Source organism: Arthrobacter sp. NPDC056493 (assembly GCF_042795115.1).
Classification (GTDB): Bacteria; Actinomycetota; Actinomycetes; order Actinomycetales; family Micrococcaceae; genus Arthrobacter.
Genome location: NZ_JBHTSL010000030.1, coordinates 1,587 through 26,727, shown reverse-complemented (window position 1 = coordinate 26,727; position 25,141 = coordinate 1,587). Strand labels below are relative to the sequence as shown.

Annotated in this window: 17 protein-coding genes; 4 read left to right on the top strand and 13 right to left on the bottom strand. The window is 65.5% G+C overall.

The genetic code is table 11. The features are described 5' to 3' along the window. Positions 1-47: 47 nt before the first annotated feature. From ACFQ50_RS13365 to ACFQ50_RS13350, 4 genes are all read right to left on the bottom strand, one after another. Positions 48-428, bottom strand: coding sequence for a GntR family transcriptional regulator (locus tag ACFQ50_RS13365; RefSeq protein WP_377996030.1), 381 nt, complete (start codon positions 426-428; stop codon positions 48-50). Then, positions 425-2,284, bottom strand: coding sequence for an ABC transporter ATP-binding protein (locus ACFQ50_RS13360; protein ID WP_377996029.1), 1,860 nt, complete (start codon positions 2,282-2,284; stop codon positions 425-427). Before ACFQ50_RS13360 ends, ACFQ50_RS13365 begins: the two co-directional genes overlap by 4 nt. A gap of 13 nt (positions 2,285-2,297) precedes the next feature. Continuing rightward, positions 2,298-4,040 (bottom strand): ABC transporter ATP-binding protein, encoded by a 1,743-nt coding sequence (locus tag ACFQ50_RS13355; protein ID WP_377996028.1) that lies wholly within the window; start codon positions 4,038-4,040, stop codon positions 2,298-2,300. A 124-nt stretch (positions 4,041-4,164) separates the two neighbouring features. Beyond that, positions 4,165-4,971, bottom strand: a complete 807-nt coding sequence (locus ACFQ50_RS13350; protein ID WP_377996027.1) for a trans-aconitate 2-methyltransferase — start codon at positions 4,969-4,971, stop codon at positions 4,165-4,167. An 82-nt stretch (positions 4,972-5,053) separates the two neighbouring features. On the opposite strand from ACFQ50_RS13350, the gene ACFQ50_RS13345 reads away from it, so the two are divergent. After that, positions 5,054-7,600, top strand: a complete 2,547-nt coding sequence (locus ACFQ50_RS13345; protein ID WP_377996026.1) for a DEAD/DEAH box helicase — start codon at positions 5,054-5,056, stop codon at positions 7,598-7,600. Between the two features lie 31 nt (positions 7,601-7,631). On the opposite strand, the gene ACFQ50_RS13340 is transcribed toward ACFQ50_RS13345, so the two are convergent. From ACFQ50_RS13340 to ectB, 5 genes are all read right to left on the bottom strand, one after another. Further along, on the bottom strand, positions 7,632-7,871 hold the full coding sequence (locus ACFQ50_RS13340) for a hypothetical protein (RefSeq protein WP_377996025.1): 240 nt from the start codon (positions 7,869-7,871) through the stop codon (positions 7,632-7,634). Between the two features lie 38 nt (positions 7,872-7,909). After that, entirely contained in the window at positions 7,910-8,632 is a 723-nt protein-coding gene (locus ACFQ50_RS13335; protein ID WP_377996024.1) for a hypothetical protein, read from the bottom strand. A gap of 16 nt (positions 8,633-8,648) precedes the next feature. Then, on the bottom strand, positions 8,649-12,938 hold the full coding sequence (locus tag ACFQ50_RS13330; RefSeq protein WP_377996023.1) for a Pls/PosA family non-ribosomal peptide synthetase: 4,290 nt from the start codon (positions 12,936-12,938) through the stop codon (positions 8,649-8,651). Between the two features lie 42 nt (positions 12,939-12,980). Further along, positions 12,981-14,492: an aspartate kinase gene (locus ACFQ50_RS13325; protein WP_377996022.1), complete on the bottom strand. Its 1,512-nt coding sequence runs from the start codon at positions 14,490-14,492 to the stop codon at positions 12,981-12,983. Positions 14,493-14,566: 74 nt separating this feature from the next. Next, positions 14,567-15,838, bottom strand: a complete 1,272-nt coding sequence (gene ectB, locus ACFQ50_RS13320; protein WP_377996055.1) for a diaminobutyrate--2-oxoglutarate transaminase — start codon at positions 15,836-15,838, stop codon at positions 14,567-14,569. 615 nt (positions 15,839-16,453) lie between these two features. Between ectB and ACFQ50_RS13315 the strand changes: the two genes are divergently transcribed. After that, the gene (locus tag ACFQ50_RS13315; protein ID WP_377996021.1) at positions 16,454-17,323 is read left to right on the top strand and encodes a M20/M25/M40 family metallo-hydrolase; all 870 of its coding nucleotides are present in this window, start codon (positions 16,454-16,456) and stop codon (positions 17,321-17,323) included. A gap of 20 nt (positions 17,324-17,343) precedes the next feature. Here ACFQ50_RS13315 and ACFQ50_RS13310 read toward each other — a convergent pair whose 3' ends face one another. Further along, positions 17,344-18,174 (bottom strand): 4'-phosphopantetheinyl transferase family protein, encoded by an 831-nt coding sequence (locus ACFQ50_RS13310; RefSeq protein WP_377996020.1) that lies wholly within the window; start codon positions 18,172-18,174, stop codon positions 17,344-17,346. A gap of 86 nt (positions 18,175-18,260) precedes the next feature. Here ACFQ50_RS13310 and ACFQ50_RS13305 point away from each other — a divergent pair, with 86 nt between their 5' ends. Then, positions 18,261-18,761: a GNAT family N-acetyltransferase gene (locus ACFQ50_RS13305; RefSeq protein WP_377996019.1), complete on the top strand. Its 501-nt coding sequence runs from the start codon at positions 18,261-18,263 to the stop codon at positions 18,759-18,761. After that, complete coding sequence (locus ACFQ50_RS13300) at positions 18,754-20,094, top strand: alpha/beta fold hydrolase (RefSeq protein WP_377996018.1); 1,341 nt, start codon at positions 18,754-18,756, stop codon at positions 20,092-20,094. The genes ACFQ50_RS13305 and ACFQ50_RS13300 overlap by 8 nt, the downstream gene beginning before the upstream one ends. 200 nt (positions 20,095-20,294) lie before the next feature. On the opposite strand, the gene ACFQ50_RS13295 is transcribed toward ACFQ50_RS13300, so the two are convergent. From ACFQ50_RS13295 to coaE, 3 genes are all read right to left on the bottom strand, one after another. After that, a complete protein-coding gene (locus ACFQ50_RS13295; protein WP_377996017.1) occupies positions 20,295-21,320 on the bottom strand; it encodes a TerC family protein in 1,026 nt (341 codons plus the stop codon). Positions 21,321-21,524: 204 nt separating this feature from the next. Continuing rightward, positions 21,525-23,657 carry an excinuclease ABC subunit UvrB gene (gene uvrB, locus ACFQ50_RS13290; RefSeq protein ID WP_377996016.1) on the bottom strand — a complete coding sequence of 711 codons (2,133 nt, stop codon included), beginning with the start codon at positions 23,655-23,657 and terminating at the stop codon, positions 21,525-21,527. 79 nt (positions 23,658-23,736) lie between these two features. Beyond that, entirely contained in the window at positions 23,737-24,972 is a 1,236-nt protein-coding gene (gene coaE / locus ACFQ50_RS13285; RefSeq protein WP_377996015.1) for a dephospho-CoA kinase, read from the bottom strand. Between the last annotated feature and the right edge of the window lie 169 nt (positions 24,973-25,141).

Genomic DNA, 25,141 nt, shown 5'->3' with positions numbered 1-25,141 from the left:
TCGAAAACTTCTTCGAATATCCACGCGGGTGTGCTGCGCCACCTTCGTTACTCGGCGTCGTAGGCGGCCGCCAGCAGGTGCACGGCCTGGGCAAACGTTGCGCCCTGCGACTTGGCGGCTGCGGCATAATCTGCTGCGGCCCCGGACAATGCGCCCCAGCGCTCGTCGCGGGCGGAGACCACCGTCCCGTTCCGGCCCTTGGTGGCGACGACGCCCGCGGCTTCGAGCTCCTTGTATGCCCGTGCGACGGTGTGGGGTGCGACGCCGAGGGTTCCGGCGAGGGCCCGCACTGCCGGCAGCCGCGTGCCGGGGGCAAGCTTGCCCTGGTCCGCCTGTTCGATCACGTGGAGCCGCAGCTGCTCAAACAGGGCCACGGAGCTGCCGGTGTTCGGCTTCCACTGCCCCGGGAACCCATCGGCGGCGGTCACAGGCCGGACTCCCGGTAGCGCTGCTGGCCGGCAGCGTGCCTGCCGTGGTGCCGGCGGATGGCGCCGAGTTCGCGGTCCACGCCGCGGAACTGGGCCTCATACAGGTGCCTGTATTGGCCGTCCACGGACAGCAGGCTGCTGTGCGTCCCCTGTTCAACAATGCGTCCGTGATCCATGACGAGAATTAGATCAGCGTCGCGCACCGTGGACAACCTGTGGGCAATGATGAAGCTCGTCTTACCCTGCCTCAGCCGGTTCATGGCGAGCTTGATCTGCACCTCGGTCCGGGTGTCCACGGAGCTTGTTGCCTCGTCCAGGATCAGGACGCTGCGGTCGGCGAGCCGTGCCCGGGCGATGGTTATCAGTTGCCGCTGACCCTGGCTCAGCGAATCGCCGTCGTCCCCCAGGACCGTGGCGTAGCCGGCCGGCAGCGACCGCACAAAGTGGTCCACGTGGCTGGCCTCGGCGGCTGCCAGGACCCGGTCATCATCCGCCCCGGGCCAGCCGTATTCGATGTTGTCGCGGACCGTGCCGCTGAACAGCCAGACGTCCTGCATGACCACGGCGAAGTTGGACCGCAGGGAGTCCACGGGCACCGTGGCTATGTCCGTGCCGTCGATCGTGATGCGGCCCGAATCCAGTTCATAGAAGCGCATGAGGAGGTTCACCACGGTGGTCTTGCCGGCACCGGTGTGCCCGACGATGGCCACGGTCTGGCCGGGCAGGACGGAGAACGACAGCCCGCTGACGGCCGGTGCCCCTGGCGTGTAGGCGAAGCTGACGTCCTCGAAGTCAATCCGGCCCCGCAGGTTCTCCCGCTGGGCCGGAACCCCGTCCTCGCGCGGGATCTCAGGCTCGTCGAGCAGGGCGAAGACCCGCTCCGCGGAGGCCGCACAGGACTGCATCAGGGTGAGCATGCCGCCGATCTGCCCCATCGGCTGGGTGAACAGGCGGCTGAACTGGATGAACGCCTGGATGCCGCCGATGGTCATGGTTCCCGCTGCTACCTGCAGTGCGCCCACGACGGCCACCGCCACATAATTGATGTTGGCGACGAAGACCATCAGCGGCTGCACGGCCCCGGATACGAACTGGGCACGAGCGCTGGCGCGGGCCAGCCGGTCGTTGCCGTGGCCGAAGATGGCCGAGGCCGTGTCCTGCTGCCCGAACGCCTTAATCACCTCGTGTCCGGTGATGAATTCCTCGATGTGGGCGTTCAGCTCGCCGGTGGAGGCCCACTGGGCCGCGAAATAGGTCCGGGACTCCCGCGCCATGAACACCGTTATCAGCGTGGAGATGGGAACGGAAACGAGGGCGATGGCTGCCAGCAGCGGCGAGATCCACAGCATCATGGCCAGCGAACCGCACAGCATCAGAACGGACATGATCAGTTGTGTGAGCAGCTGGTTGAGTGCCTGGGAGATGTTGTCGACGTCGTTGGTGGCACGGCTAAGGACGTCACCCCGGGCCTGCTCGTGGAAGTGCGACGACGGCAGCCGGTGCAGCTTGTCCTCGACGGCGGCGCGGAGGCCGAAGACCAGCCGCTGCACCGCCTGGGCGGTCAGGGCTCCCTGGACCCAGTTGAAGACGGACGTCCCGACGTACATCAGGGACACTGCGGACAGCAGCGCGGCGAGCTTGCCGGCGTCGAACGTGCCGTGCATGAAACCTTCGACGACGACGTCGGTGGCGTCACCGAGGAGCTTGGGAGCCGCCACGTTGAGGGCGGCGAAGCCGCATGTCGCCGCGACGGCCAGGGCCATCCTGCCCTTGGATGGCCGAAGCAGGCCCAGGAGCCGCTTGGCCGCCGGCAGGAAACTGCCGGTGGTGCGTCTGGCTGCGTGTGTGCCCTTCATGCCGGCCCGCCGCTCACGGCTGTTCGTCCAGGGCCAGCTGGGACTCGGCGATCTCCCGGTAGGTGGGCGACGATGCCAGGAGTTCGGCGTGGGTTCCGTGGGCCACCAGCCGGCCTTCCTCCAGCACCAAAATCTGGTCGGCGCCCATGATGGTGGGAATGCGTTCGGCCACCATGAGCACCGTGGCCGTCTCCAGCGCAGGCGCCAGTGCCTGCCGGACCGCGGCTTCGGTGGCATAGTCCAGGGCGGAAAAACTGTCGTCGAAGAGGTACAGGTCCGCAGTGCGGAGCATGGCGCGGGCGATGCAGAGCCGCTGCCGCTGCCCGCCCGAGAGGCCGGCCCCGCCCTGGGCGACGGCTGCATGAAGGTTGTCCGGGAACTTCCGGACGAAGTCCTCGGCCTGCGCCAGCTGCAGGGCCTGCCACAGCTCGTCCTCGGTGGCTCCGGGCGCGGCCATCCGCAGGTTGCTCGCCACCGTGCCGGAGAACAGATAGGAATGCTGCGGTACCGCGGAAATCCGCTGGCGCACGCTGCCGGCGGGCAAGGTCCGGACGTCGGTCCCGCCCAGCCGGACCTCACCGGAGGTGGCGTTCAGGAACCGCGGCAGCAGATTCAGCAGCGTGGTCTTGCCGCTGCCGGTGGCGCCGATGACGGCCGTGGTGGTGCCGGGGCGGGCAGAAAATGAGATGTCGGCCAGGACCGGGGACTCCGCCCCGGGGTAGGCGAACCAGACATGGCTGAATGCCACTCCCCCGCCGTCCGGGGTTGCAGGCCTTGCCCGCTTCGCCAGTGCAGGCGCCGCCAGCGCCGGGGTCACGTCCAGCACGTCCTGGATGCGTTCCGCGCAGACGGCCGCGCGGGGTGCGGTGCTGAACACGTACATGGCCATCATGATGGCCAGCAGGATCTGGAGGATGTAGGCGATGAAGGCAGTCAGGGCGCCCACCTCCATGCCCCCGCTGCTGATCAGGTGCCCGCCGAACCACACCACTGCCACGGAGGAGAGGTTCACCACGATCATGATCATCGGCAGCATGCCGGCCACCAGGAGCGCGGACTGGAGGTTGTTCCGGGTCAGCCGCCGGTTGGCTTCGGCGAAACGGGCAACCTCATGCTTCTGCCGGACGAAGCCCCGGATGACGTTGGCGCCGATGATCTGTTCGCGGAGGATCCGGGTGATGCCATCGATGAGCGCCTGCCCCTGCCGGTAGAGCGGGATGAGCCGCCGCACGATCAGGTACATGATGAGCACCAGCACCGGGACGATGACAATCACGATGGAGGACAGGACCGCGTTCTGCTCGACGGCCAGGATGATTCCGCCGATGCCCATCACCGGCGCCGCGGCGAGCATGGTGAAGGCCAGGACCGCAAAAGTCTGAATCTGCTGGACGTCGTTGGTGGCCCTGGTAACCAGGCTGGGCGTGCCGAACGTGCCGATCTCCTGTGACGACATCGCCTGGACCTGGGAGAACAGCTCGCGTCTCAGACGGTGGCCAATCTTCATGGCGACGCCGGCGCCGAGGTACCCGGCACCCAGGGCGGCTGCGGCCTGCACGGCGGTGAGCACCAGCATCCAGCCGCCAAGCCCCAGGATCACCCCGGGCTGATTGGCCAGGATGCCGTCGTCGATGATGCTGGCGTTCAGCGTCGGCAGCAGCAGGTTTCCTGCCGTCTGCACCACCTGCAGCACGATGATCGCCCAGACTGCGGCCCGGTGCTCGCCGAGGAGGCGGAGCATTAAGCGAATCAGCACCGCGCCTCCTTCGTCGCCAGGGCGTACGGGAGCCTGGGCAGGCCCCCAAATAGCCGCTTGGCCATTGTAAGCCAGATCACATGGGACCGCGCGGGACAGTGCCCGCGCGGCGGGTGCGGCTGCCCTATAGCTTGCGGGCCACCGCGAAAATCCTGCGGAACGGGTACACCGTGCCGTGCTGCGTTGCCGGAAACGCCTCGGTGAGCCGGGCGCCGTATTCGGCTTCGAACTCGGCGGCGTCCTCCGGCGACAGCGCGGCCAGCACGGGCCGCAGGCCGGCGCCGCGCACCCAGTCCAGCACGGGGTTTTCGCCAATGAGTACCTGCTGGTAGGTGGTCTCCCACGCGTCGGCGGCGCACCCGGCGTCGAGCATGATTTCCAGGTATCGCCCGGGCGGGGCCACAGCATCCTCGTGCCGCAGCAGGCCGGCGAGCCTGCCTGCCCACCTGGGTGACTCCGCGACGTCGCGCATCAGGGTGTGGGACGCGGAAGTGAAGTTGCCCGGCACCTGGAGGGCGAACCACGCGCCCGGCTTCAGTGCCTCGAGCCAGCCGGCCAGCAGTTCGGGGTGCCCGGGAACCCACTGCAGTGCCGCGTTGGTCACCACCACATCGGTGTCCGCGGAAGGCAGCCAGGAAGCGATGTCCCCGAGGCTGAACTCCAGCCCCGGCGCGGACTGCCGGTGCTGTTCGGCGGTGGCCAGCATCTCGGCGGAGGAATCCAGGCCCACCACCCGCGCGTCGGGCCAGCGGGCCGCGAGCGTGGCGGTCAGGTTGCCTGGGCCGCAGCCCAGGTCCACCACCTGCCGCGGGGCGTCCGCGAGGACGCGGCCGGTCAGGTCAAAGAACGGACGCTGCCGGTAGTCCCCGAACTGGACGTATTTGGCGGGATCCCACACATGGCCTCCGGTTGTTCGTTCGAGCTTGCCCATTGACGTTTTGTCCTGGCAGCGAGCCTAGCGCCGGGCACGCCTGAAAACGTTGAGGGACGCGCTGGCACTAAGCTGGAAGGCAATGAAACTCGTTGAACAGCTCCCCGCCCCGTCCGCACGGATCGCCACCGGAACCGGCGCGGACCCGGACACGCTGTACGAGCGCTTCGTGGAGTGGACCGAAAGCCGCGGCCTGCAGCTCTACCCGGCCCAGGACGAAGCGATCATGGAGCTCGCCTCCGGCGCCAACGTGATCCTCGCGACGCCCACCGGATCAGGCAAGTCCCTCGTCGCCATAGCCGCCCACTTCCAGGCGATGGCCCGCGGCGAACGCAGTTACTACACCGCGCCCATCAAGGCCCTGGTGTCCGAGAAGTTCTTTGCCCTCTGCGAGATCTTCGGTGCGGAGAATGTCGGCATGATCACCGGCGACTCCGGCGTGAACCAGGACGCGCCGATCATCTGCTGCACGGCAGAGATCCTGGCCAACACCGCCTTGCGCGAAGGCGCCGCGGCCGAGCTTGGCTCGGTCATCATGGACGAGTTCCATTTCTACTCCGATCCGCAGCGCGGCTGGGCGTGGCAGGTTCCGCTGCTGGAGCTTCCGCAGGCACAGTTCCTCCTGATGTCCGCCACGCTGGGCGACGTCAGCCGCTTCGAAGCCGGCATGACCGAGCTCACGGGACGGCCCACCACCACCGTCAGCTCGGCCGAGCGGCCCATTCCGCTGCACTATTACTACCGCGAGACACCGGTCCACGAGACGCTCGAAGAGCTGCTGGGCACCAGGGAGGTGCCGGTCTACGTCGTCCATTTCAGCCAGGCGGAAGCGATCGAGCGCGCCCAGACGCTCATGAGCATCAACGTGTGCACGCGTGAAGAGAAGGACAAAATCGCCGAGCTGATCGCGAACTTCCGCTTCGCGGCAGGCTTCGGCAAGACGCTGAACCGCCTGGTCCGGCACGGCATCGGCGTGCACCACGCGGGCATGCTGCCCAAGTACCGCCGGCTCGTGGAGCAGCTGGCCCAGGCCGGCCTGCTCAAGGTCATCTGCGGCACGGACACGCTGGGCGTGGGAATTAACGTGCCCATCCGCACCGTTGTGCTCACCGCACTGAGCAAGTACGACGGCGTACGCACCCGCCTGCTCAACTCCCGTGAGTTCCACCAGATTGCCGGGAGGGCCGGGAGGGCCGGCTACGATACGGCCGGCACCGTGGTGGTGCAGGCGCCCGAGCACGTGGTGGAGAACGTCAAGGCGATGGCCAGGGCCACCGCGAAGTTCGGCGACGACCAGCGGAAACTGCGCCAGGTGGTGAAGAAAAAGCCGCCTGAGGGGTTCGTGTCCTGGGGCCAGCCCACCTACAACCGCCTGGTGGAGTCCGTACCCGAGCCGCTGAACTCCAGTTTCACCGTCACCCATGCAATGCTCATGAACCTCATGGAGCGTCCGGGCGACCCGTTCGCCGCGGCCCGGCGCCTCCTCACCGAGAACCACGAAAACCGCCCCTCCCAGCTGCGGCTCATGAAGAAAGCCCTCGGGATCTACCGGGAGCTGCTCGCGGCCGAGGTTGTGGAGCGCATCCCGGCTGCGGAGCAGGGGGCGGACGGCCGGACGGTGCGCCTGACCGTCCACCTGCAGCCGAACTTCGCCCTGAACCAGCCGCTTTCCCCGTTTGCCTTGGCCGCGCTGGACCTGATGGATCCCGAGTCGCCGTCCTACGCCGCCGACGTGGTCTCCGTCATTGAAGCCACGCTGGAGAAGCCGCGGCAGATCCTTTCTGCGCAGCAGAAGAAGGCACGCGGCGAAGCCGTGGCCGCCATGAAGGCCGACGGCATCGAGTATGACCAACGGATGGCCATGCTTGATGAGGTGACCTATCCCCAACCGCTCGCGGAAATCCTGGGCGAGGCGTTCGAGGTCTACCGCAAGGCGGCTCCGTGGGTTGGCGACTTTGAACTGGCGCCCAAGTCGGTCATCCGGGACATGTACGAGCGCGCGATGAACTTCGGCGAGTTCGTGCAGTTCTACGGCCTTGCCCGCTCCGAGGGCATCGTGCTGCGCTACCTGGCGGACGGCTTCAAGGCACTCCGGCAGACAGTGCCGCAGGATGCGCTGCGGGAGGACCTCGAGGACCTGATCGCCTGGCTCGGCGAGCTGGTGCGGCAGGTGGACTCCAGCCTGCTGGACGAATGGGAGGAACTGACCTCCGGTGCCGCCCCGACGCCGCACGACGCACCGCCTCCCCCGCCGCCGTCGCTCACGTCCAACATCCGGGCGTTCCGCGTCATGGTCCGGAACGAGATGTTCCGGCGCGTCGAGCTTTTTGCCGACGAGGACGCCACGGCCCTGGGCGAGCTCGACGGCGACGCCGGTTGGGATGCGGATCGCTGGGAAGACGTCCTGGACGACTACTTCGACGAGCACGACGACATCGGCACCGGCCCTGACGCGCGTGGCCCCGGGCTGCTCATCATCACCGAGGAACCCGGCGTCTGGAAGGTCCGGCAGATCTTCGATGATCCGGCGGGCAACCACGACTGGGGAATCTCCGCGGAGGTGGATCTGGCCGCCTCGGACGAAACCGGCACTGCGGTGGTCCGGGTAACCGGGGCGAACCGGCTCTGACCGGGAGCCCGGGCTGTCAAGGGCCGGGGGGCTAGCCGGCCTGGGCCTCGTTTTCCAGCCCGTCCTGGCGGCCACTGATTCCGGAGCCACTGACTCCGGCGCCTTCCTCGGCCACAAGTTCGGCGGCGTCAATGGCACCGCCCAGGATCAGGGCGGTCAGGTCGGCCACGGCTTCCATATAGCTTCCGCGCTTGGGATTGTCCGCAAAGTCTTCGAGCCATTTCATGGCGACCCGTCCGACGAACTCCATGGTCCTTGTGTCATCGGCCATTGCGTTCTCCTAAGCTGAGGCTGGCTGACCCGTTCAGGCTATTTCGGCAAACTGAAACCTCCGTGTGAACGAGCAGTGTAATACCAAACACCGGGAGCCGTAAACGGCTTTCTCGGGGCGTACCTCAGCAGCTTCAGGACAAGACTGGCCCGGTCGGAGGAGAACCGCTCCCCCGACTCAGGATCAAGCCATGGCGCCGGGTCCTCCAGGGGCCCGGCAAGCTCCAGGACCGGCAAGGGCAGGGCGGGTGCCCCACCGGTCCCGGTGAACAACAGGTCCGCCCTGGTGGCGGGGTCATAATAGACCCGGCGCTGGCGTTCCCGGGTAATTTCGTCGGGGCTGTGGCAGGTGTAGCCGGCCCAGTGGACAGGGCCTGTCTGGTTATCCGTGCCGGGCTGCATGTCCTGGCCGCCCTGCGGATGCGGGCCCGGTGTGGTGAGGACCACCGGGGCGTCCGCCGCCGTCGCGCCCGACGCCGGGGCGCCCGGCGCCGTCGCGCCCGACGGCGGGGCGGACTTTACGTACTCCACCCACTGACCGTCGACCGCAACGTAGAGCAAATTCTGCTCGCCGCCCAGGAAATAGACAGTGACGCCCGCCTGCACATTCGCTGCGGGATCCGCCTGGACTGGGGGCGGCATGCTGCTGCCTGTCGTCATCTCATGCATCTGACTAACCACCGTCGGTACCGGTTCCTGCTGCTTGGCGGTGGCCGTACTCAGGAACGCGCGGGTTCCGGCGACGGAAGACGGCGCTTCCATGGGCCTGACAGTTCCATCACCGTGGCACCGTCCTCCCGTGCCGGTGGGACCGGGCGCGTGACCGCCCGTGCGAATCTTCCCTGACCGTCGTCGCCCCTTCATGGCCCGCATCGGCGCTTGCCCGGTGGCGCGGGCCAGAGGAAACGGCCTGTGCCGGGACCGGAGCCGTTGCCGCCCGCTGCCGGGTCACGTCCCGGGCCGGGTTGCCCACGAACACGGCGTCCTCCGGAACTTCAGTTCCTTTCATCAGGAACGCATCGGCCCCGACCGCCGACCCATTGCACATCGTCACGCCGTAGTGGACAAATGCCCGCACGCCAAGGGAGCACCGGTCGCCCAGGACCACGTAGCCGGACTTAAAGGTGCCGTCCTCCAGGGAATGGCCCTGGATGATGGACCTTTCGTTGAACGCGCAGTCATCGCCGATGGTCACCAGTGTCTTCTCAGGCAGGTTGACACCGGCATCGTAGAGCCGCTTGCCAACCCTCACACCGAAAAGTCGCCAGATAAGGGGCTTGAAAGGAGTTCCGTTGAACGTCGCAGCCGCCATCATCTTCCACACCCGCTCGTGGTGCCAGAAATACGGTTCGTAGATGGAACAGTACTGCGGCTTCAGGCGGCGGAAACCAAGGACGAGGCCTTCCACCAGTCCAGCACAGAGGATACGGAACACCATAAAGCCAACAAATGCCAGGGATATCGCCAGCGCTCCAAGGACCATCTGACCGGCCACAGCAATGCCAGCGTCGATGGTGCCGACAAACAACATGAACCAGTTCTCGGCGAGGTAGAGCAGGATGGTCAGGATGTTATGCCGGTTTTTCGCCGGCAGGAGCCGGTTCTTGGCCTCTTCCGTCTTAAGGTGATCAAACTGGGCGTCGCGCTGGACAGACCGGGGAATCTCGAATGCCGGGGAGCCCAGCAGTCCCACGTCCGTCCGGACCGGACCGTCGATTGGAACCATCACCTTCGTGGCCAGAAGGCAGTTCTCCCCAATCCGGGCCCCCGCCGGAATGCAGATGTCATTTCCAAGGAAGTTACGCCCGGGAACACGGACCCGTGAAAGGCGGAACGACGTGTTTGAAAAGTCGGCGTTCATCATGTTGAGGCCGTCCGAGACCATGGTTCCTGTCCCCACCGCACTGAGGAACGGGGATTCGTGGGCGACGCCGGGGCCAAAGTTTGAACCTGTCTGCTCCACTCTGCCGAGGTTGTAGCCCAATGCAAGCAGGTAGTGCACGATGTAGGAGCTGTCACCGAAGAGGATCAGGTACGCCCCGGCGTTGGAAATCCGGGAGATCATCCTCTGGATGGAGAAGTGCACGCCGTAGAGCGGGTAGACCTTGTCCGGCTTGAGGAAGAGATTGAGCAGCCGCGGAACGCTAATGACGAAGAGAAGCCCAACGATCAGCGTGCCTATGAACAGGACGAGCGTGGCGACGAATAGCTGGAAAAGCAGATTCGGGTCGTTCACCTGCATATCCGCGATGTGCAGATAAGAAGGAAGGAAACCGGAAAACGCGAGGATGGCGGCCGGAACAAACACGACAAACCGGCTGACCAACTGGAAAACGCTATAAGTCACTCTCCGCCAGCTGGTGCATTTCGCTGCGGGGACCCGTCCGTAGCTGGTGCTGCTGGGAACGGCGGGGGAACCATGCCAGACCTGTCCGTCAGGGACAGCCTGCGATGTCTGCAACGAGGAGGCATGGCCCAGTTGGGCGTCGTTCCCCATGGAGGTCCCAATATCCAGAACAGCGCTTTCGGAAACCAGGACATTGTTGCCCAGTGTCACCGGGCCGGTCTCTATGTAGCCGGTCCGAGCCCGGTAGCAAAGGAAGTAGGAGTTTTTTTGGATCACGGTGTTGTCGCCGATGGTGAGCAGGTCGGGGCACGCCGGTACCGCCCGGGCAAAAATGACCACGCCCTTGCCAATCTTTGCCCCGAGGAGGCGCAGATAGAGCACGTAGAGCGGCGAACCGGCGAACAGCACGAAGGGGTTTACCCGTGTTAAAGTCTTGATCGCCCAAAACCGCAGGTAGTCCATGCTCCACATCTGAATTTGCCGCGGCTTCCATCGCCCGATCAGAACCCACTTCAGAATGATCGGCGTCACCGCCAGCGCCGCGAATATGGCAGCCCCGAAGCCGACGCAACGCAGCCACGTGTCAAGCAGGTCGCGTCCGCCTGCTGTCCACTGCATGCCCACGACCAACAGCCAGGCGGCGTAGGTTGTGTAGATCAGGTAAATGGCCAGCTGGATGATGCCGCAGCGAACGTACTGGAAACTGCCGGGCAACGGCAACGGCAACGGCAGCGCGGGCTCCGTCGCCACGTCAGGCCCGGCTCCTGCCGGCGCCATGGTGGCTTCCGGTTCAGCTGTTGTTTCCGCGGCTGTGAGCACACCTGCGAGCTGGCGGACAGTCGGGTTCCGGTAAATGTCCTGCATGGCGGGCGGCATCAGGTCGGTGTTGTTTCTGACACGGGCGCAAAAATGGGCCATCAGCAGGGAATTGGCACCCAGATCACTGAAGAAATGCGCGTCGGCGGAGACACGGGCAAGACCCAGGATCGCGCCCAGTTGCTCAGCCAGCGAGACTTCTGCAGGCGTTTCGGGGGCGGTATATGCGCCGGAGGCGGCCAGGCTAACGCGCTCGGACGGCCGCGGCAGCCGCTTCCGGTCAGCCTTGCCGCTGGCCATCGTCGGAATGGAGTCGAGCTGCTCATAGTAGGCCGGCACCATGTAGCCCGGCAGCCTGGTGCGGAGCATCTGATATATGTCAGGTGCCTCGATGGTCCCGGCGTCGTGGCGTGGCGTGAAATAGGCCGCGAGTTCAACGAGCCCGGGTTCCGGTTCAAAGGTGTCCACGACTGCCTGGGCGATGCCCGGGAACTGCAAAAGGAACGACTCGATCTCCGCGAGTTCGATGCGGTAGCCGCGGATCTTGACCTGGGTGTCAATGCGGCCCAGGTACTCAATTTCCCCGGCCTTGTTAATTCTGCCCAGATCACCGGTGCGGTAGATCCTGCCCGATGGATTGTTGCTGATGTTGAGGAAGTCCGGAACAAAGGCCTTCTCTGTCAGGTCCGGGCGGTTGACATACCCCCGTGCCAGCCCGACGCCGGCAAGTCCGATCTCCCCTGACTCACCTCGGGGAAGCGAGCGGCCGTCGGCGGGATCCAGGATGACTGCAGAGTAGGTGGGAAGCGGGACGCCCAGGGAGACAGGACCGTCCGGGTCCACGAGGGCCCAGGTGGCCGTGACCGTTGCCTCCGTCGGGCCGTAGACATTCAGGAAGCGGCGTCCGGGAATGTGCCAGCGCGTCACCAGGTCCCGCGGGCAGGCTTCGCCGGAGACCAGGAGGAAACGCAGCTCGGGAAGGTCCTCGTCGATGGTGGCCAGCAGCGTGGGCACGCAGCATAGCGCGCTGATCCGCTCCGCCACCAGATAAGCCGCAAGGTCGGCGCCAAGAAGGGTGGTCCCGGTGGGTTTGGGCACCAGCGTTGCTCCGGCGAGCCAGGAAACCCAGATTTCCTCAACGGAGAAATCAAAGGCGATCGTCATGCCCTGGTAAACGCGGTCGGTAGGCTCGATCCCGTAGAGGGCGGAGGCCACCCGCACGAAGTTACAGATGCTTGCGTGCTCAATTGCCACGCCTTTCGGCCTGCCCGTCGACCCTGACGTGTAGATAATGTAGGCCAGCTCATCCTTCGTTCCGTCCGGCAGGGATTCATCATCCAGGCGGTTGGGGTCCTGGGCCTCCACATGTTCGCGGACGTCGTCCAGGCATAATGTCAAGGCGGCCACTTCCGGCAGCAGGTCCCGCAGGTGCGACAACGTTAGGACGGCGGTCACGTCGGCGTCCTCGACAATGTACTTGAGGCGGTCCGGCGGGAAGCCTGGATCCAGCGGCACGTAGGCTGCGTGGATCTTCAGCACGCCAAGCATCGAGACATAAGCGAAGGACGGCTGATCAAACAGCAGTGCTATCCGGTCCCCCGGCCGCGCGCCGGAGTCGAGCAGGTAGCGTGCCAGCTGATTGGCGCGCCGATCCAGCTCCGTGTAGGTAAGGACGGTGTCCTCGGCGTCGACGGCGAGCTGATCCGCCCGGCCCTGCTCGGTGTAGGCGTCGCAGCGGTCCTCAAACAGCTGGTTCAGCCGTTCGCCGCTGCTCCACCGCGCCACATGGTCGGGAAAGGCCGACGTCAGGACCGGCCCCTCCCCGTTCTGGCCTGACGTCAGGATTCCACGCAGCTCTGCGGGGCGGAGGCCGACGCGGCTCCGCGTCTTCACGTTTTTGGTCATTGTGCTGATTCCTTCACTGGAATTGGTCTCCTGCAGCCCGGCCTACGTTCGCCGTGTCAGCTGGGCGGGCGCGCTTCGTGAAGGGTGTTGAAGGCTGGCCAGGCCGGGCCGCGGGCCGCGGGCAACTGCGAGCCGCGTGCCCCCTGAAGTCTTCGCCGCAGCCGCGTCCGCGCTGAGGCCGAAGGCCGACCGGACTGCCCGGACGGCGTTCTCCAGTTGGTCGGCCCGGGTCAGTGCCCCGAGGCCGGTCTCCGAAATCTCGATGAGGTCCAGGTCCACCCGGGCCTTTGACAGTGCGGTGAAAAACGTTGAGAAGACTGCGGGCGACGACCTCATGCCGAGCCCGGACAGCATGACCTTGCCCGCTATGCCATTGTGCTGGAGCCCCTCGAAACCCAGATCGGCCTGCCGGGCGCGGAGCAGGGACAGGGCACCGGCGGCCTGGGCGGCCGGCAGTGAAAAAACGACGTCGGCACGCCGGGCCGTGCCCGGCCTCTTCTCGACAATCGACTGGACGCCTATTCCCCGCTGGGAAAGGCTGCGGAAGAGGTCCGACACGCTGGCGGCGTCGTCGGGCAGTCCGGCAACGGTGATTTCCGCCAATGCCTCGCATCCGGACACCTCGCTGATGACTGCCCGCTCCGGGGCGGGCCTTTGGAAGGGGCTGCGGTCAAGGCCGGGCAATATCAGGGTTCCCATCTCATCGGTGAACGATGACCTGACATGGATGGGAAGGCCGAAGCGGCGGGCGTACTCTACGCTCCGCAGGTGCATGACCTTGCTGCCGCAGGCAGCGAATTCAAGCATTTCCTCGCTGGACAGGGCGGCGATCTTCCGCGCCGTCGGAACAATGCGGGGATCCGCCGTGTAGACGCCTTCCACGTCCGTGTAAATTTCGCAGATGCCTGCTCCGAGGGCGGCGGCAAGGGCCACCGCTGTCAGGTCCGACCCGCCCCGTCCGAGCGTCGTCACCCGCCGGGCCTTTTGCGTCCTGCCCTGGAAGCCCGCCACGATCGGTACGGTGTCATGGTCAAGACAGGTCCGGATCCGTCCGGGCCGAACATCGGTAATGCGCGCCTTGCCGTGAACGCTGTCCGTTATCAGTCCGGCCTGGCTTCCGGTGAAAGTCCGCGCCGCTTGGCCGCAGTCCACCAGGGCCATCGCCAGCAGCGACGACGAGACGGCCTCACCCATACTGAGCAGGGAATCCAGCGCCCCTGGATTCGGCTTCTGGGCAACACCGGCTGCCAGTTCACACAGCTGGTCGGTGGTGTCGCCCATGGCGGACACCACCGCCACCACCTGGTATCCCGCCTCGCGTGTCTTGGCTATCCTGCGGGCGGCCCGGCAAATGCCGGCGGCGTCGGCTACTGATGAGCCGCCGAACTTCTGCACGATCAGCGAACCTCTGGGAACTGTAGGGCCAGTGTCCGCATAAATGGAGCGGGTCCACTCGGTCCAGAGCGGTGCCCTGGCTGTGGCGTCGATCGGACTTCCAGGACGTGCAGATCCGATGGAATCGGCATCTGCCGGACGTTCAAATGGCATGCTCATTGGATTTCCCGCGTTCCTTACGTCGTTGTACGGCGGTTTTTCCTGTTCAGGCACAATCGGGTGGCACTGACGGGTCAGGCGACAGTTTTGAGTACGGTCCTGCGGCCGGTGACAGATTCGGCGGCGCCGGCGAGGATCGCCAGGCCACGGCCCAGGTCCTCGGCGCTGATGGTCAGGGCAGGCATGGTCTTGAGGACCTCATCTTCCGGCCCCGAGGTCTCCACCAGCAGGCCGCGGGCAAATGACTCGGCTGCGATCTTGCCTGCCGCCTTGGCGTCGGCATAGTGGATTCCGGCCAGCAGGCCCCGGCCCCGGACGGTGGCGCCCTCGGTTGCGTCTGCGATCCGTGCCAGTCCGGCCCACAATTGCTCTGCACGCGCCGCTATCCTGGCCTCGAAATGGCTGTCCGGCCAGAAATGCTCCAGCGCAGCGGCGCCCGTGACAAATGCCAGGTTGTGCCCCCGGAAGGTTCCGTTGTGCTCCCCCGGCTTCCAGATATCCAGTTCGCGCTTGAACAGCGTGAGGGCCAGCGGCAACCCGAAGCCTGAAATCGATTTGGAGAGGCACACAATGTCCGGGACGATGCCCGAATCCTCGAAACTGAAGAAGGTCCCCGTCCGCCCGCATCCGGCCTGTACGTCGTCCACGATGAGCAGGATCCCGTGCTGATGGCAGATGCCGGAAAGCTCCCGAAGCCAGGAGGCCCGGGCCGCCCTGAGACCGCCCTCGCCCTGGACGGTTTCAACAATGATGGCGGCCGGTTTTTCCAGTCCTGAGCCGCGGTCGTCCAAGGCCATGCGCAACCATTGGAAGTCGGGGGCACGGCCATCGAGGAAGCCGTCGTACGGGATGCTGGATGCGTTGGTCAGCGGGACTCCGGCGCCGTGCCGCTTCATGGAGTTCCCTGTCACGGCCAGCGATCCAAGCGTCATCCCGTGGAATGCGTTGGTGAAACCCAGGACGTGCGGACGCCCCGTCACTTTTCTGGCCAGCTTCAGCGCTGCTTCCACACAGTTCGTCCCGGTTGGCCCGGGAAACATGACCTTGTAGTCGAGGTCCCGTGGCTTCAGGATCAGTTCATGGAACGTCTCCAGGAACCGCCGCTTTGCGGCAGTTTTCATGTCAAGGGAGTGGACCACCGCTCCGGAAAGCAAATATTCCACGAGTGGGCGAAGAAGCGCCGGGTGGTTGTGCCCATAGTTCAAGGCGCCGGCGCCGGAAAAGAAATCGACGTACTCGCGCCCATCCTCGCTGTAGATCATGCTGCCGGCCGCACGCTCGAAAACGGTGTTCCAGTTACGGCAATAGCTACGGACTTCGGATTCCAGGGATTCAAAAATATCCATCATTGGGGATGTTCCTGCCAGCTTGTGTGTGAAGGGTGGCGGACATCAGCGTCCAGACCCAGTTCACTTGTCAAGATGCGCCGCCCAGAGCGGCATGTACGGAACACTGCGGGCACCACCGCTACCCCCAGCAGCGAATACCTGGCTTTCCCCACCGCGAGTGATCCGGGATGCAGTTGAGGCTTCAAACCTGCTGCTTCGACAGTAGGCAGATGTAGTGGCCTAGCGCAACCACTTTGAGTACCTGCATCCTTGACGGGGAGACTACCTACTTACCCGCACGCGCAGCCTTTTCTCCGGCACCCTACCTGACTCTCGTTTAAGTCCTTTCGAGCTCCTTGGAACAAGGGGTAACTTTCAACCATGAACGCGTTCCGCTTGATGCGCCGACCGCGAAAGACCACAGCAGGAGCCGTATTTGCTGTGGTCGTTGTGTTGCTGGCAGCGTGTTCGTCGCCTGCCGGAAAGGCCCCGGAACAGGCACCGCCCGCTGTGACAGTGCCGGCGAAAGAATCGCCGCAGCCGCCCACGCCTACGGCAGGGCCTCAGACTGTCACCCCGGCGCCGAAGGCCAAGGCCAGCCGGGTGCATGCGGCTTTCGCCGGCAGGAATCTGATGAAGCACCTCGAGGCCCTGCAAAAGGCCGCTGACGCATCGGGGGGTAACCGTGCTTCGGGCACCTCCGGTTACGAAGCCTCCGCCCGGTACGTTGAAGAGCAGCTGCGCGCTGCCGGGTACAAGCCGGTCCGGCAGGTGTTCACTTACCGGGACAACAACCGGGACGCAGACGTCGAGACGTTCAACATCCTTGCGGACACCGCGGGCGATCCCGCACACACCATTGTGGTGGGCGGACACCTGGACTCCGTTCGCCGCGGTCCCGGAATCAACGACAATGGCAGCGGCGTGGCCGCCATGATCGAAACAGCACGCTGGATGGCGGAAACCGGAATCCGGCCGAAAAACAGGGTGCGCTTTGCCTTCTGGGGCGCCGAAGAGGTTGATCTGCTGGGTTCCAAGCACTACGTGGACTCCCTCAGCAGCGCCGAAATCTCCCAGACGATGGTGAACCTCAACCTGGACATGGTCGCCTCGCCCAACGGCGGACGATTCGTCCACGACGGCGACGGGTCAACGTTCGGGGATGCCGGCCCTGCCGGCTCGGACCGGATCGAGCGGACTTTCATGGACTACTTCGCGCAAAATGGACTCGCGGCGGAAGCCACGGTGTTTGATGGCGGCTCCGACTATCAACCCTTCCTGCGAGCCGGCATCCCGACCGGCGGGCTCTTCAGCGGGGATGTTGACCGGAAGACGTCAGAACAGGTGGAGGAATTCGGCGGGGTTGAGGATGACGATCTCGATCCCTGCTATCACAAGAGCTGCGACACCATATCGAACATCAACCCGAAGCTGCTCAACGAAATGGCGGGCGCCCTGGGTTACGTCACCGTCGCCTACGCAATGGTGGCCCGCCTTGACTGAGGATAAGGCGGGGGCTGCGGCTACGCATGAGGCTTCAGAAGAACCGCCACTGCCGCAGTGAAGGAATCCGGCAGTCCCACTGAACTTGGATCCACGGCCTCGACCAGCCACCGAGGACGGCCCCCTTCCTGGCTCCCCACCAGAGGCGCATCCGTCACCGCCGGCGGGTCGAGCGTCGAGCCAAAGGTTGGCGCCCGCAGAAAGGCCGGCAGCAGAGGAACAGGCCCGGCAACGTCCACGAGACTTGGGTCGACGACGGCAAGACCCCTGCCCAGGGCCTTGAGCACTGCCTCTTTGCGCGTCCACAGGAGCGTCTGCACACGCGGCCGGAGGGCGGGGTCTACGCCATCAAGATGTTCCCGCTCCCGCTCCGAAAGGGCAACCGCCCCGAAACCGTCGAAGCCTGCGGCTGTGCTGCCCTCCAGGTCCACGCCGACTCCCACCACCTGTTCGTCGGTTGTAGCGGCCAGCAGGCACCAGTCCCCCGCCCGGCTCAGGCTCGCCAGGACCGTGGGCCCGGACCGACCGGCCTGGTACCGGGGAGTGCCGTGCACGTGATCGTCCCGGGTGCACTCCCGGCAGACGTAGCAAGCCTGCAGTGCACCAGCACCGACTCCAGCAGCCGTGGCGGCATGGCGCCGCAACGCTATGCGTCCGGCCAGGAACCTGTCCCGCTGCAGTTCGGAACGCAACGACGCCGCCCGCTGGCGTTCACCGTCGTTCAACGTATCGGCATGGCGGAGATCTACGCTGGACAGCTTCACAGCGGCCAGGAGGATTCGGTCAATTTCTGGCTCGGCCGGCCTGTCCACACCGCCTCCGGAAGGGTTGCTGCACGGTTGATAAGTCATTGGAACCAACAGCCTATACTCAGGTGCATCCTGCCTGCGTGCTGCCGGCCTGATCCAGCAGGCCCGGACCCAGTAAGCTCGGACGCATGAGTGTAATCCGTCCCGCAACGCCCGCCGACGTTCCCGTAATCCTCCAGCTGATCCACGAATTGGCAGTCTACGAAAAGGAGCCGGACGCCGTCCGCAACACCCCCGAGATGCTGACCGAGGTGCTCTTCGGCAGCAACCCGCGCGTGTACGCCAACATGGCCGAGAACGAGGACGGCGAGGTGCGTGGCTTCGCACTCTGGTTCCTGAACTATTCAACGTGGGAGGGCGTACACGGGATCTACCTGGAGGACCTCTACGTCACCCCGGAGGCGCGCGGCGAGGGCCACGGAAAGGCCCTGTTGCGGCATCTGGCGGCCACCGCCGTCGAGCGCGGCTATGCACGCGTCGAATGGAGCGTGCTGGACTGGAACGAACCGTCGATCAACTTCTACCGCAGCCTCGGCGCATTCCCGATGGAGGAATGGTCCACGTTCCGGCTGACCGGAACGGCCTTGGCCGAATTCGGCAGCCGCAGCGAGGTCGGTGCCCATGGCTGAGGCAACCCTGGATACCGGCGTCCACACAGTCCGCGCCCGGCACAGCTTCCGCGGCATGCGCACTGCAGAACACTTCTTCACGCTGCCGCTGAACCATTTTGCTGGCCCGGAGGAAGAGGACGCGGCAGAGACCATCACGGTCTTCGCCCGCGAGTACGTGTCCGCCGAGCACAGCGAGGCCGAGGCGGCCGGGCTGCCGTGGCTTCTATACCTGCAGGGCGGACCGGGCGGCCGCGGCAACCGCTTCGCGTCGCTGGGCGGCTGGAGCAAGGCGGCGGCCAAGGACTTCCGCATCCTGATGCTGGACCAGCGGGGCACCGGCCTCTCCTCCCCGGTTGACCGCAACACCCTGCCCCTGCGGGGGGATGCCGCGGCGCAGGCGAGGTACCTTGAGCATTTCCGCGCCGACTCGATCGTTGCCGACGCCGAGCTGATCCGCCAGGCCCTCGGCTCCGGGCCGTGGACTGTGTACGGGCAGAGCTACGGCGGCTTCTGTGCGCTTACGTACCTGTCGTTCGCGCCCGCCGGCCTGCGCGAGGTGCTGATCACCGGCGGACTCGCTCCGCTGACCGGTTCCCCCGACCGGGTTTACCGCGAGACGTTCAAGCGGGTGGCGGCCCGCAACGCAGAATACTTCGGCTGGTACCCCGAGGACCGGGAAGCGGCAAACCGGATCGCCCGCCACCTCCGCGGCACGGCGGAAGCCCTTCCGGACGGCTCGCCGCTCACAGTGGAGAGGTTCCAGATGCTGGGGTCGTTCCTCGGCGGGAATACCCGGGTGGACAACCTGCACAACCTGCTGGAGGACGCCTTCGTGGAGTCGCCCGAAGGACCCCGCCTCTCAGACCCGTTCCTGGAACAGGTCCGCACCCTGGTCTCCCGGGCAGCCAACCCGCTGTACGCGCTGATGCACGAATCCATCTACGGCCAGGGCACGGCCACGGGCTGGGCGGCCTGGCGGGTCCTCGAGGAGTTCCCCGAGTTCCATCCGGACGCTGCCGAGGTACTCCTCACCGGCGAGATGGTCTACCCGTGGTACTTCGAACAGGATCCCGCCCTTAGTCCGCTGAAGGACGTGGCGGATCTGCTGGCGGGCAAGGCTGACTGGAAGCCGCTGTATGACACGCACCAGTTGGCGGCCAACATCGTGCCAGCGGCCGCCGCGGTCTACCGCGACGATATCTACGTGGACCACGGGCTCTCCCTGGAGACCGCCGCTGCGGTCCGCAAGCTGCAGACCTGGGAGACCGGGGAGTTCCACCACGACGGCATCGCCGACGACGGTGAAGCCATCTTCGGCCGGCTGCTGGGCATGGTCCGCTCCGCCCGCTGATACCCGCGCGAACGGACACACAAGCCCCGCGAACTGGCAGATAACGCCCTCAAAACGGGAATTTAAGGGCAGTACCTGCCAGTTCGCGCTTCGACCCCCCCCTGACCGTGCCGGCAAGAAACTGGACATGCCAGCAAACAAAGCAACCCCGGCCACCAGGTGGCCGGGGTTGCTATTTCGCTGAGACGGGTCAGTACAACCTAATCGACGTCGCTCAGGCTCTTCCGGGCGTCCTCCTCGAGGCGGGCGTCCAGCTTGGCCTTCTGCGCGCCGGAGCTCACCAGGCTGGCGATGACAGCGATGATGATGGTGCCGATAATAACCGCGAGGGACACGTACGTCGGGATTTCCGGGGCCCACTCGATGTGGTGGCCGCCGTTGATGAACGGCAGTTCGTTGACGTGCATGGCGTGCAGGACCAGCTTCACGCCGATGAACGCCAGGATGATGGACAGCGCGTGCTTCAGGTAGATGAGGCGGTTCATCAGGCCACCAAGCAGGAAGTAGAGCTGCCGCAGGCCCATCAGGGCGAAGATGTTCGCCGTGAAGACGATGAAGGCGCTCTGCGTGAGGCCGAAGATCGCGGGGATGGAGTCGACGGCGAACAGCAGGTCGGTCATGCCGATGGTGATGAAGACGATCACCATCGGGGTGAACACCTTTTTGCCGTCTACGGTGGTGCGCAGCTTGCCGCCGTCGAACTTCTCGGACATCGGGATGACCTTGCGCAGCCTGCCGATGAGGGCGTTTTCCTTGTCCTCTTCGTCCTCGCCCTCGTCCTGCGCCTGCTTCCAGGCGGTCCAGAGGAGGAAGGCGCCGAAGATGTAGAAGACCCAGCTGAACTGCTCGATCACGATGGCGCCGAGCATGATGAAGATGCCGCGCAGGATCAGCGCGATGATGATGCCCACCATCAGCACTTCCTGCTGGTACTTACGCGGCACCGAGAAGCGGGCCATGATGATGATGAAGACAAACAGGTTGTCGATGCTGAGGCTGTACTCAGTCACCCAGCCGGCCACGAACTGGCTGCCGTACTCGGGTCCCGTGAACATGAACATGGCACCGGCGAACACGAGGGCCAGTGCCACATAGAAGGCCACCCAGAGGCCGGCTTCCTTCATGGAGGGTTCGTGCGGACGGCGCACAACCAGAAGCAGGTCCATAAGGAGGATGATGCCGAGGACGACGAACGCGCCGACCTCGAACCAGACGGGAAGTTCCACAAAGATGCCTTTCGCAGGGTACAGAAAACCGGTGTAAGTCTCTCCGGCGAACCTGTGCACTTTGTGCTGATGTGGCTGCCCGCTACGCCCGGCAAGGCATCTGTGCCTTGCGTGTTGACGTTCGTAGCGCTTGGGATACTCCCCTACGTGACCTCAACTTTACCCTAGAGGCGGCGTCCGCTGCGCCAGGTGACGCACCGGGCGCTAGGCGTGCCCGGCCGACTGCATCTGGCGCAGTTCCTTCTTCAGTTCGGAAACTTCGTCGCGGATCCGGGCGGCAACTTCGAACTGCAGCTCGGCGGCTGCACCGTGCATCTGCTCGGTCAGCTGTTCTATCAGGCCCACCAGGTCCTCGGCAGGTGCCGCGGCCAGCCCGTCGGCCCGCACCATGGCGGCGCCCTTCTTGGCCCCCTTGCCGGCCTTGGCGCCGGGTTTGGCCGCCGAGGTGATGCCGCGCTTGCCCTTGCCATAGTCGAAGCTGCCCAACAGCGCATCGGTGTCGGCGTCTTCCTTGGCCAGCTGGTCCGTGATGTCGGCGATCTTCTTCCGCAACGGCTGCGGATCGATGCCCTTTTCCGTGTTGTACGCCACCTGGATGGCCCGGCGCCTGTTTGTTTCGTCGATGGCGTGCGCCATGGAATCCGTGATGCGGTCCGCGTACATATGAACCTGCCCCGAAACGTTACGGGCTGCGCGGCCGATGGTCTGGATCAGCGACGTGGACGACCGGAGGAAGCCCTCCTTGTCCGCATCCAGGATGCTCACCAGCGAAACCTCGGGCAGGTCAAGGCCTTCCCGGAGCAGGTTGATACCCACCAGGACGTCGAACGTGCCCATCCGCAGTTCCCGGAGCAGTTCCACACGGCGGAGAGTGTCCACATCCGAGTGCAGGTACTCCACCTTCACTCCGTGGCCCAGCAGGTAGTCCGTGAGGTCCTCCGCCATCCGCTTGGTGAGCGTGGTGACCAGGACGCGTTCGTTCTTCTCCGTCCGGGTCTTGATTTCGCCCAGCAGGTCATCGATCTGGCCCTTGGTGGGCTTGACCACCACCTCGGGGTCGATCAGGCCGGTAGGCCGGATGATCTGCTGCACGAAGCCGTCAGCCTTGCCGAGTTCGTACTTGCCGGGCGTCGCGGACAGGTAGACGGTCTGGCCTGTGCGTTCGAGGAATTCATCCCATTTGAGCGGGCGGTTGTCCATGGCCGAGGGCAGGCGGAAGCCGAAGTCCACGAGGTTCCGCTTGCGCGACATGTCACCCTCGTACATGGCGCCGATCTGGGGCACAGTGACGTGGGATTCATCGATCACCAGCAGGAAGTCGTCCGGGAAGTAGTCGAGGAGGCAATGCGGAGCTGTCCCGCGGGCGCGGCCGTCAATGTGCGATGAGTAATTCTCGATGCCGTTGCAGAATCCCATCTGCTGCATCATCTCAAGGTCGTAAGTGGTGCGCATCCGGAGCCGCTGGGACTCCACGAGCTTGTTCTGGCTCTCCAGTACCTGCAGCCGTTCGGCAAGTTCGTCCTCGATGCGCTTGATGGCACGGGCCATCCGCTCGGGTCCGGCCACATAGTGCGAGGCCGGGAAAACGTACATTTCCTCTTCATCCCGGATCACTTCGCCGGTCAGCGGATGCAGGGTGTGGATGTTTTCAATCTCATCCCCGAAAAATTCGATCCGGATGGCCAGTTCCTCATACATGGGGATGATTTCCACGGTGTCCCCGCGCACCCGGAAAGTGCCGCGGTGGAAGTCCATGTCGTTGCGCACGTACTGCATGGAGACGAATTTCCGCAGGAGGTCGTCGCGGTTCATCTCGGCGCCCTTGCGGAGCGTGACCATGCCGGCGATGTATTCCTCCGGCGTACCCAGGCCATAGATGCAGGAGACCGTGGCCACCACAATGACGTCGCGGCGGGTCAGCAGGGCGTTGGTGGCCGAGTGCCGGAGCCGTTCCACTTCCTCGTTGATGGAGGAGTCCTTCTCGATGAAGGTGTCCGTCTGCGCCACGTAGGCTTCGGGCTGGTAGTAGTCGTAATACGACACGAAGTACTCCACCGCATTATTGGGAAGCAGTTCGCGGAACTCGTTGGCCAGCTGCGCGGCCAGGGTTTTGTTCTGCACCATGACCAGGGTGGGCCGCTGGATCTGCTCCACCAGCCACGCCGTGGTGGCGCTCTTGCCGGTACCCGTGGCGCCGAGCAGGACCACATCCTTTTCACCGTTCCTGATGCGTTCGGTGAGTTCGGCGATGGCCGCCGGCTGGTCGCCGGCCGGCTGGAACTCGCTGATGACCTCGAAGGGCGCAACGACGCGGTTGATATCCTGCGCAAGACTCATGTATCTAATCTACAGCCGGCCACTGACAGGATTTCCTGATTCCGCTTTGGGCTGTACAGGGTCTTTGAGCTGTGTAAGGTCACCTTTGGCTGGCGTTGGCGGAGGTGGAAACGTACGACGGCGGCAGCCAGCCGCTGCTTTCGGCCCACCGTTCCATGCCAGGGGCGGCGACGTCGCGGAACCAGGCCTCCTTGTCCTCGGCGTAGCCGGAGGTGGTGGCGTCTGAGGCATGCAGGGCGGCCACACGCCGCTTCTCGGCGGCATACTCTTCCCGCGCAGCCGGATCGGCGCGCAGCCAGTCGCGGAAGCAGAGGGCAAACCGCCAGCCCGGCGAGCCGGCCACCCGGACATGGAGATTCACCGGCCGCGCGGGATCCGCGTTGCCGTGCAGGCGCTTGGACCAGGCAGCGGGGTCCGGGCGGCCGTGCGGGCTGTCCATCAGGATCCCCGGCCAGAGCGGGAACCCCGCGGCACCCAGCAGGGGCGCAATCCGGTCTGCCGTCGCGAGATCGGCGACCGCAAGCTGCAGGTCGATGACGTCCTTCGCCTCGAGGCCGGGAACCGCCGTCGACCCGATGTGGTCCACGGCCAGGACGTCCTCAGGCGCCGCGGCCTTTAGCCGCCCGGCCAGGCCGGCAGCCTGGCGCGGCCAGTCGGAGTCCGGGGCAGCCAAGACTGGCGCGCCGCTGCGGGCGGCCACCGTGGCCCGGCTGATGTTCCGCGCGTAGGGCACCAGCCGTTCGTCCCACAGCCGGTCCACCGAGGCCAGCAGCTCTTCGCGCGTGCCGGAATTGGAGAGGACCGCGTCCGCCGCGGCGAGCCGCTCCTGCCGGGACGCCTGGGCGGCCATCCGTGCACGGGCGTCCGCCTCAGTCATGCCACGGTATTCGGTCATGCGCTGCAGCCGGACGTCCTCGGGCGCATCCACCACCAGCACGAGGTGGAAATTCATCTGCTGTCCGGTCTCCACCAGGAGCGGGATGTCCTGCACCACCACCGCATCCTCCGGCGCCGCGGCGATCACCGCGGCGGCGCGTTCGCGGACCAGCGGATGAATGACGCCATTGAGCTCGGCCCGCCGCTCCGGGTGCTGGAAGACGATGGCCCCGAGCCGTGGCCGGTCGAGCCGCCCCGCGCCGTCGAGGATCTCCGGGCCGAACGCGGCCACGACGGCGGCCAGGCCCGGAGTCCCCGGTTCCACCACGTCCCGGGCGATCGCGTCGGCGTCGACGAGCACCGCCCCCAGTTCCGCCAGGCGTGTTGCCACCAGCGACTTCCCCGAGGCGATTCCGCCGGTCAACCCAATCTTCAGCACACCCCAAGACTAATCCCCACCGCCTCCCCAATCTCGCAAGCTCGATTGGGGCCCCTCGGCAGCGTGGGCCCATCCACCGCCTCCCCAATCTCGCAAGCTCGATTGGGGCCCCTCGGCAGCGTGGGCCCATCCACCGCCTCCCCAATCTCGCAAGCTCGATTGGGGCCCC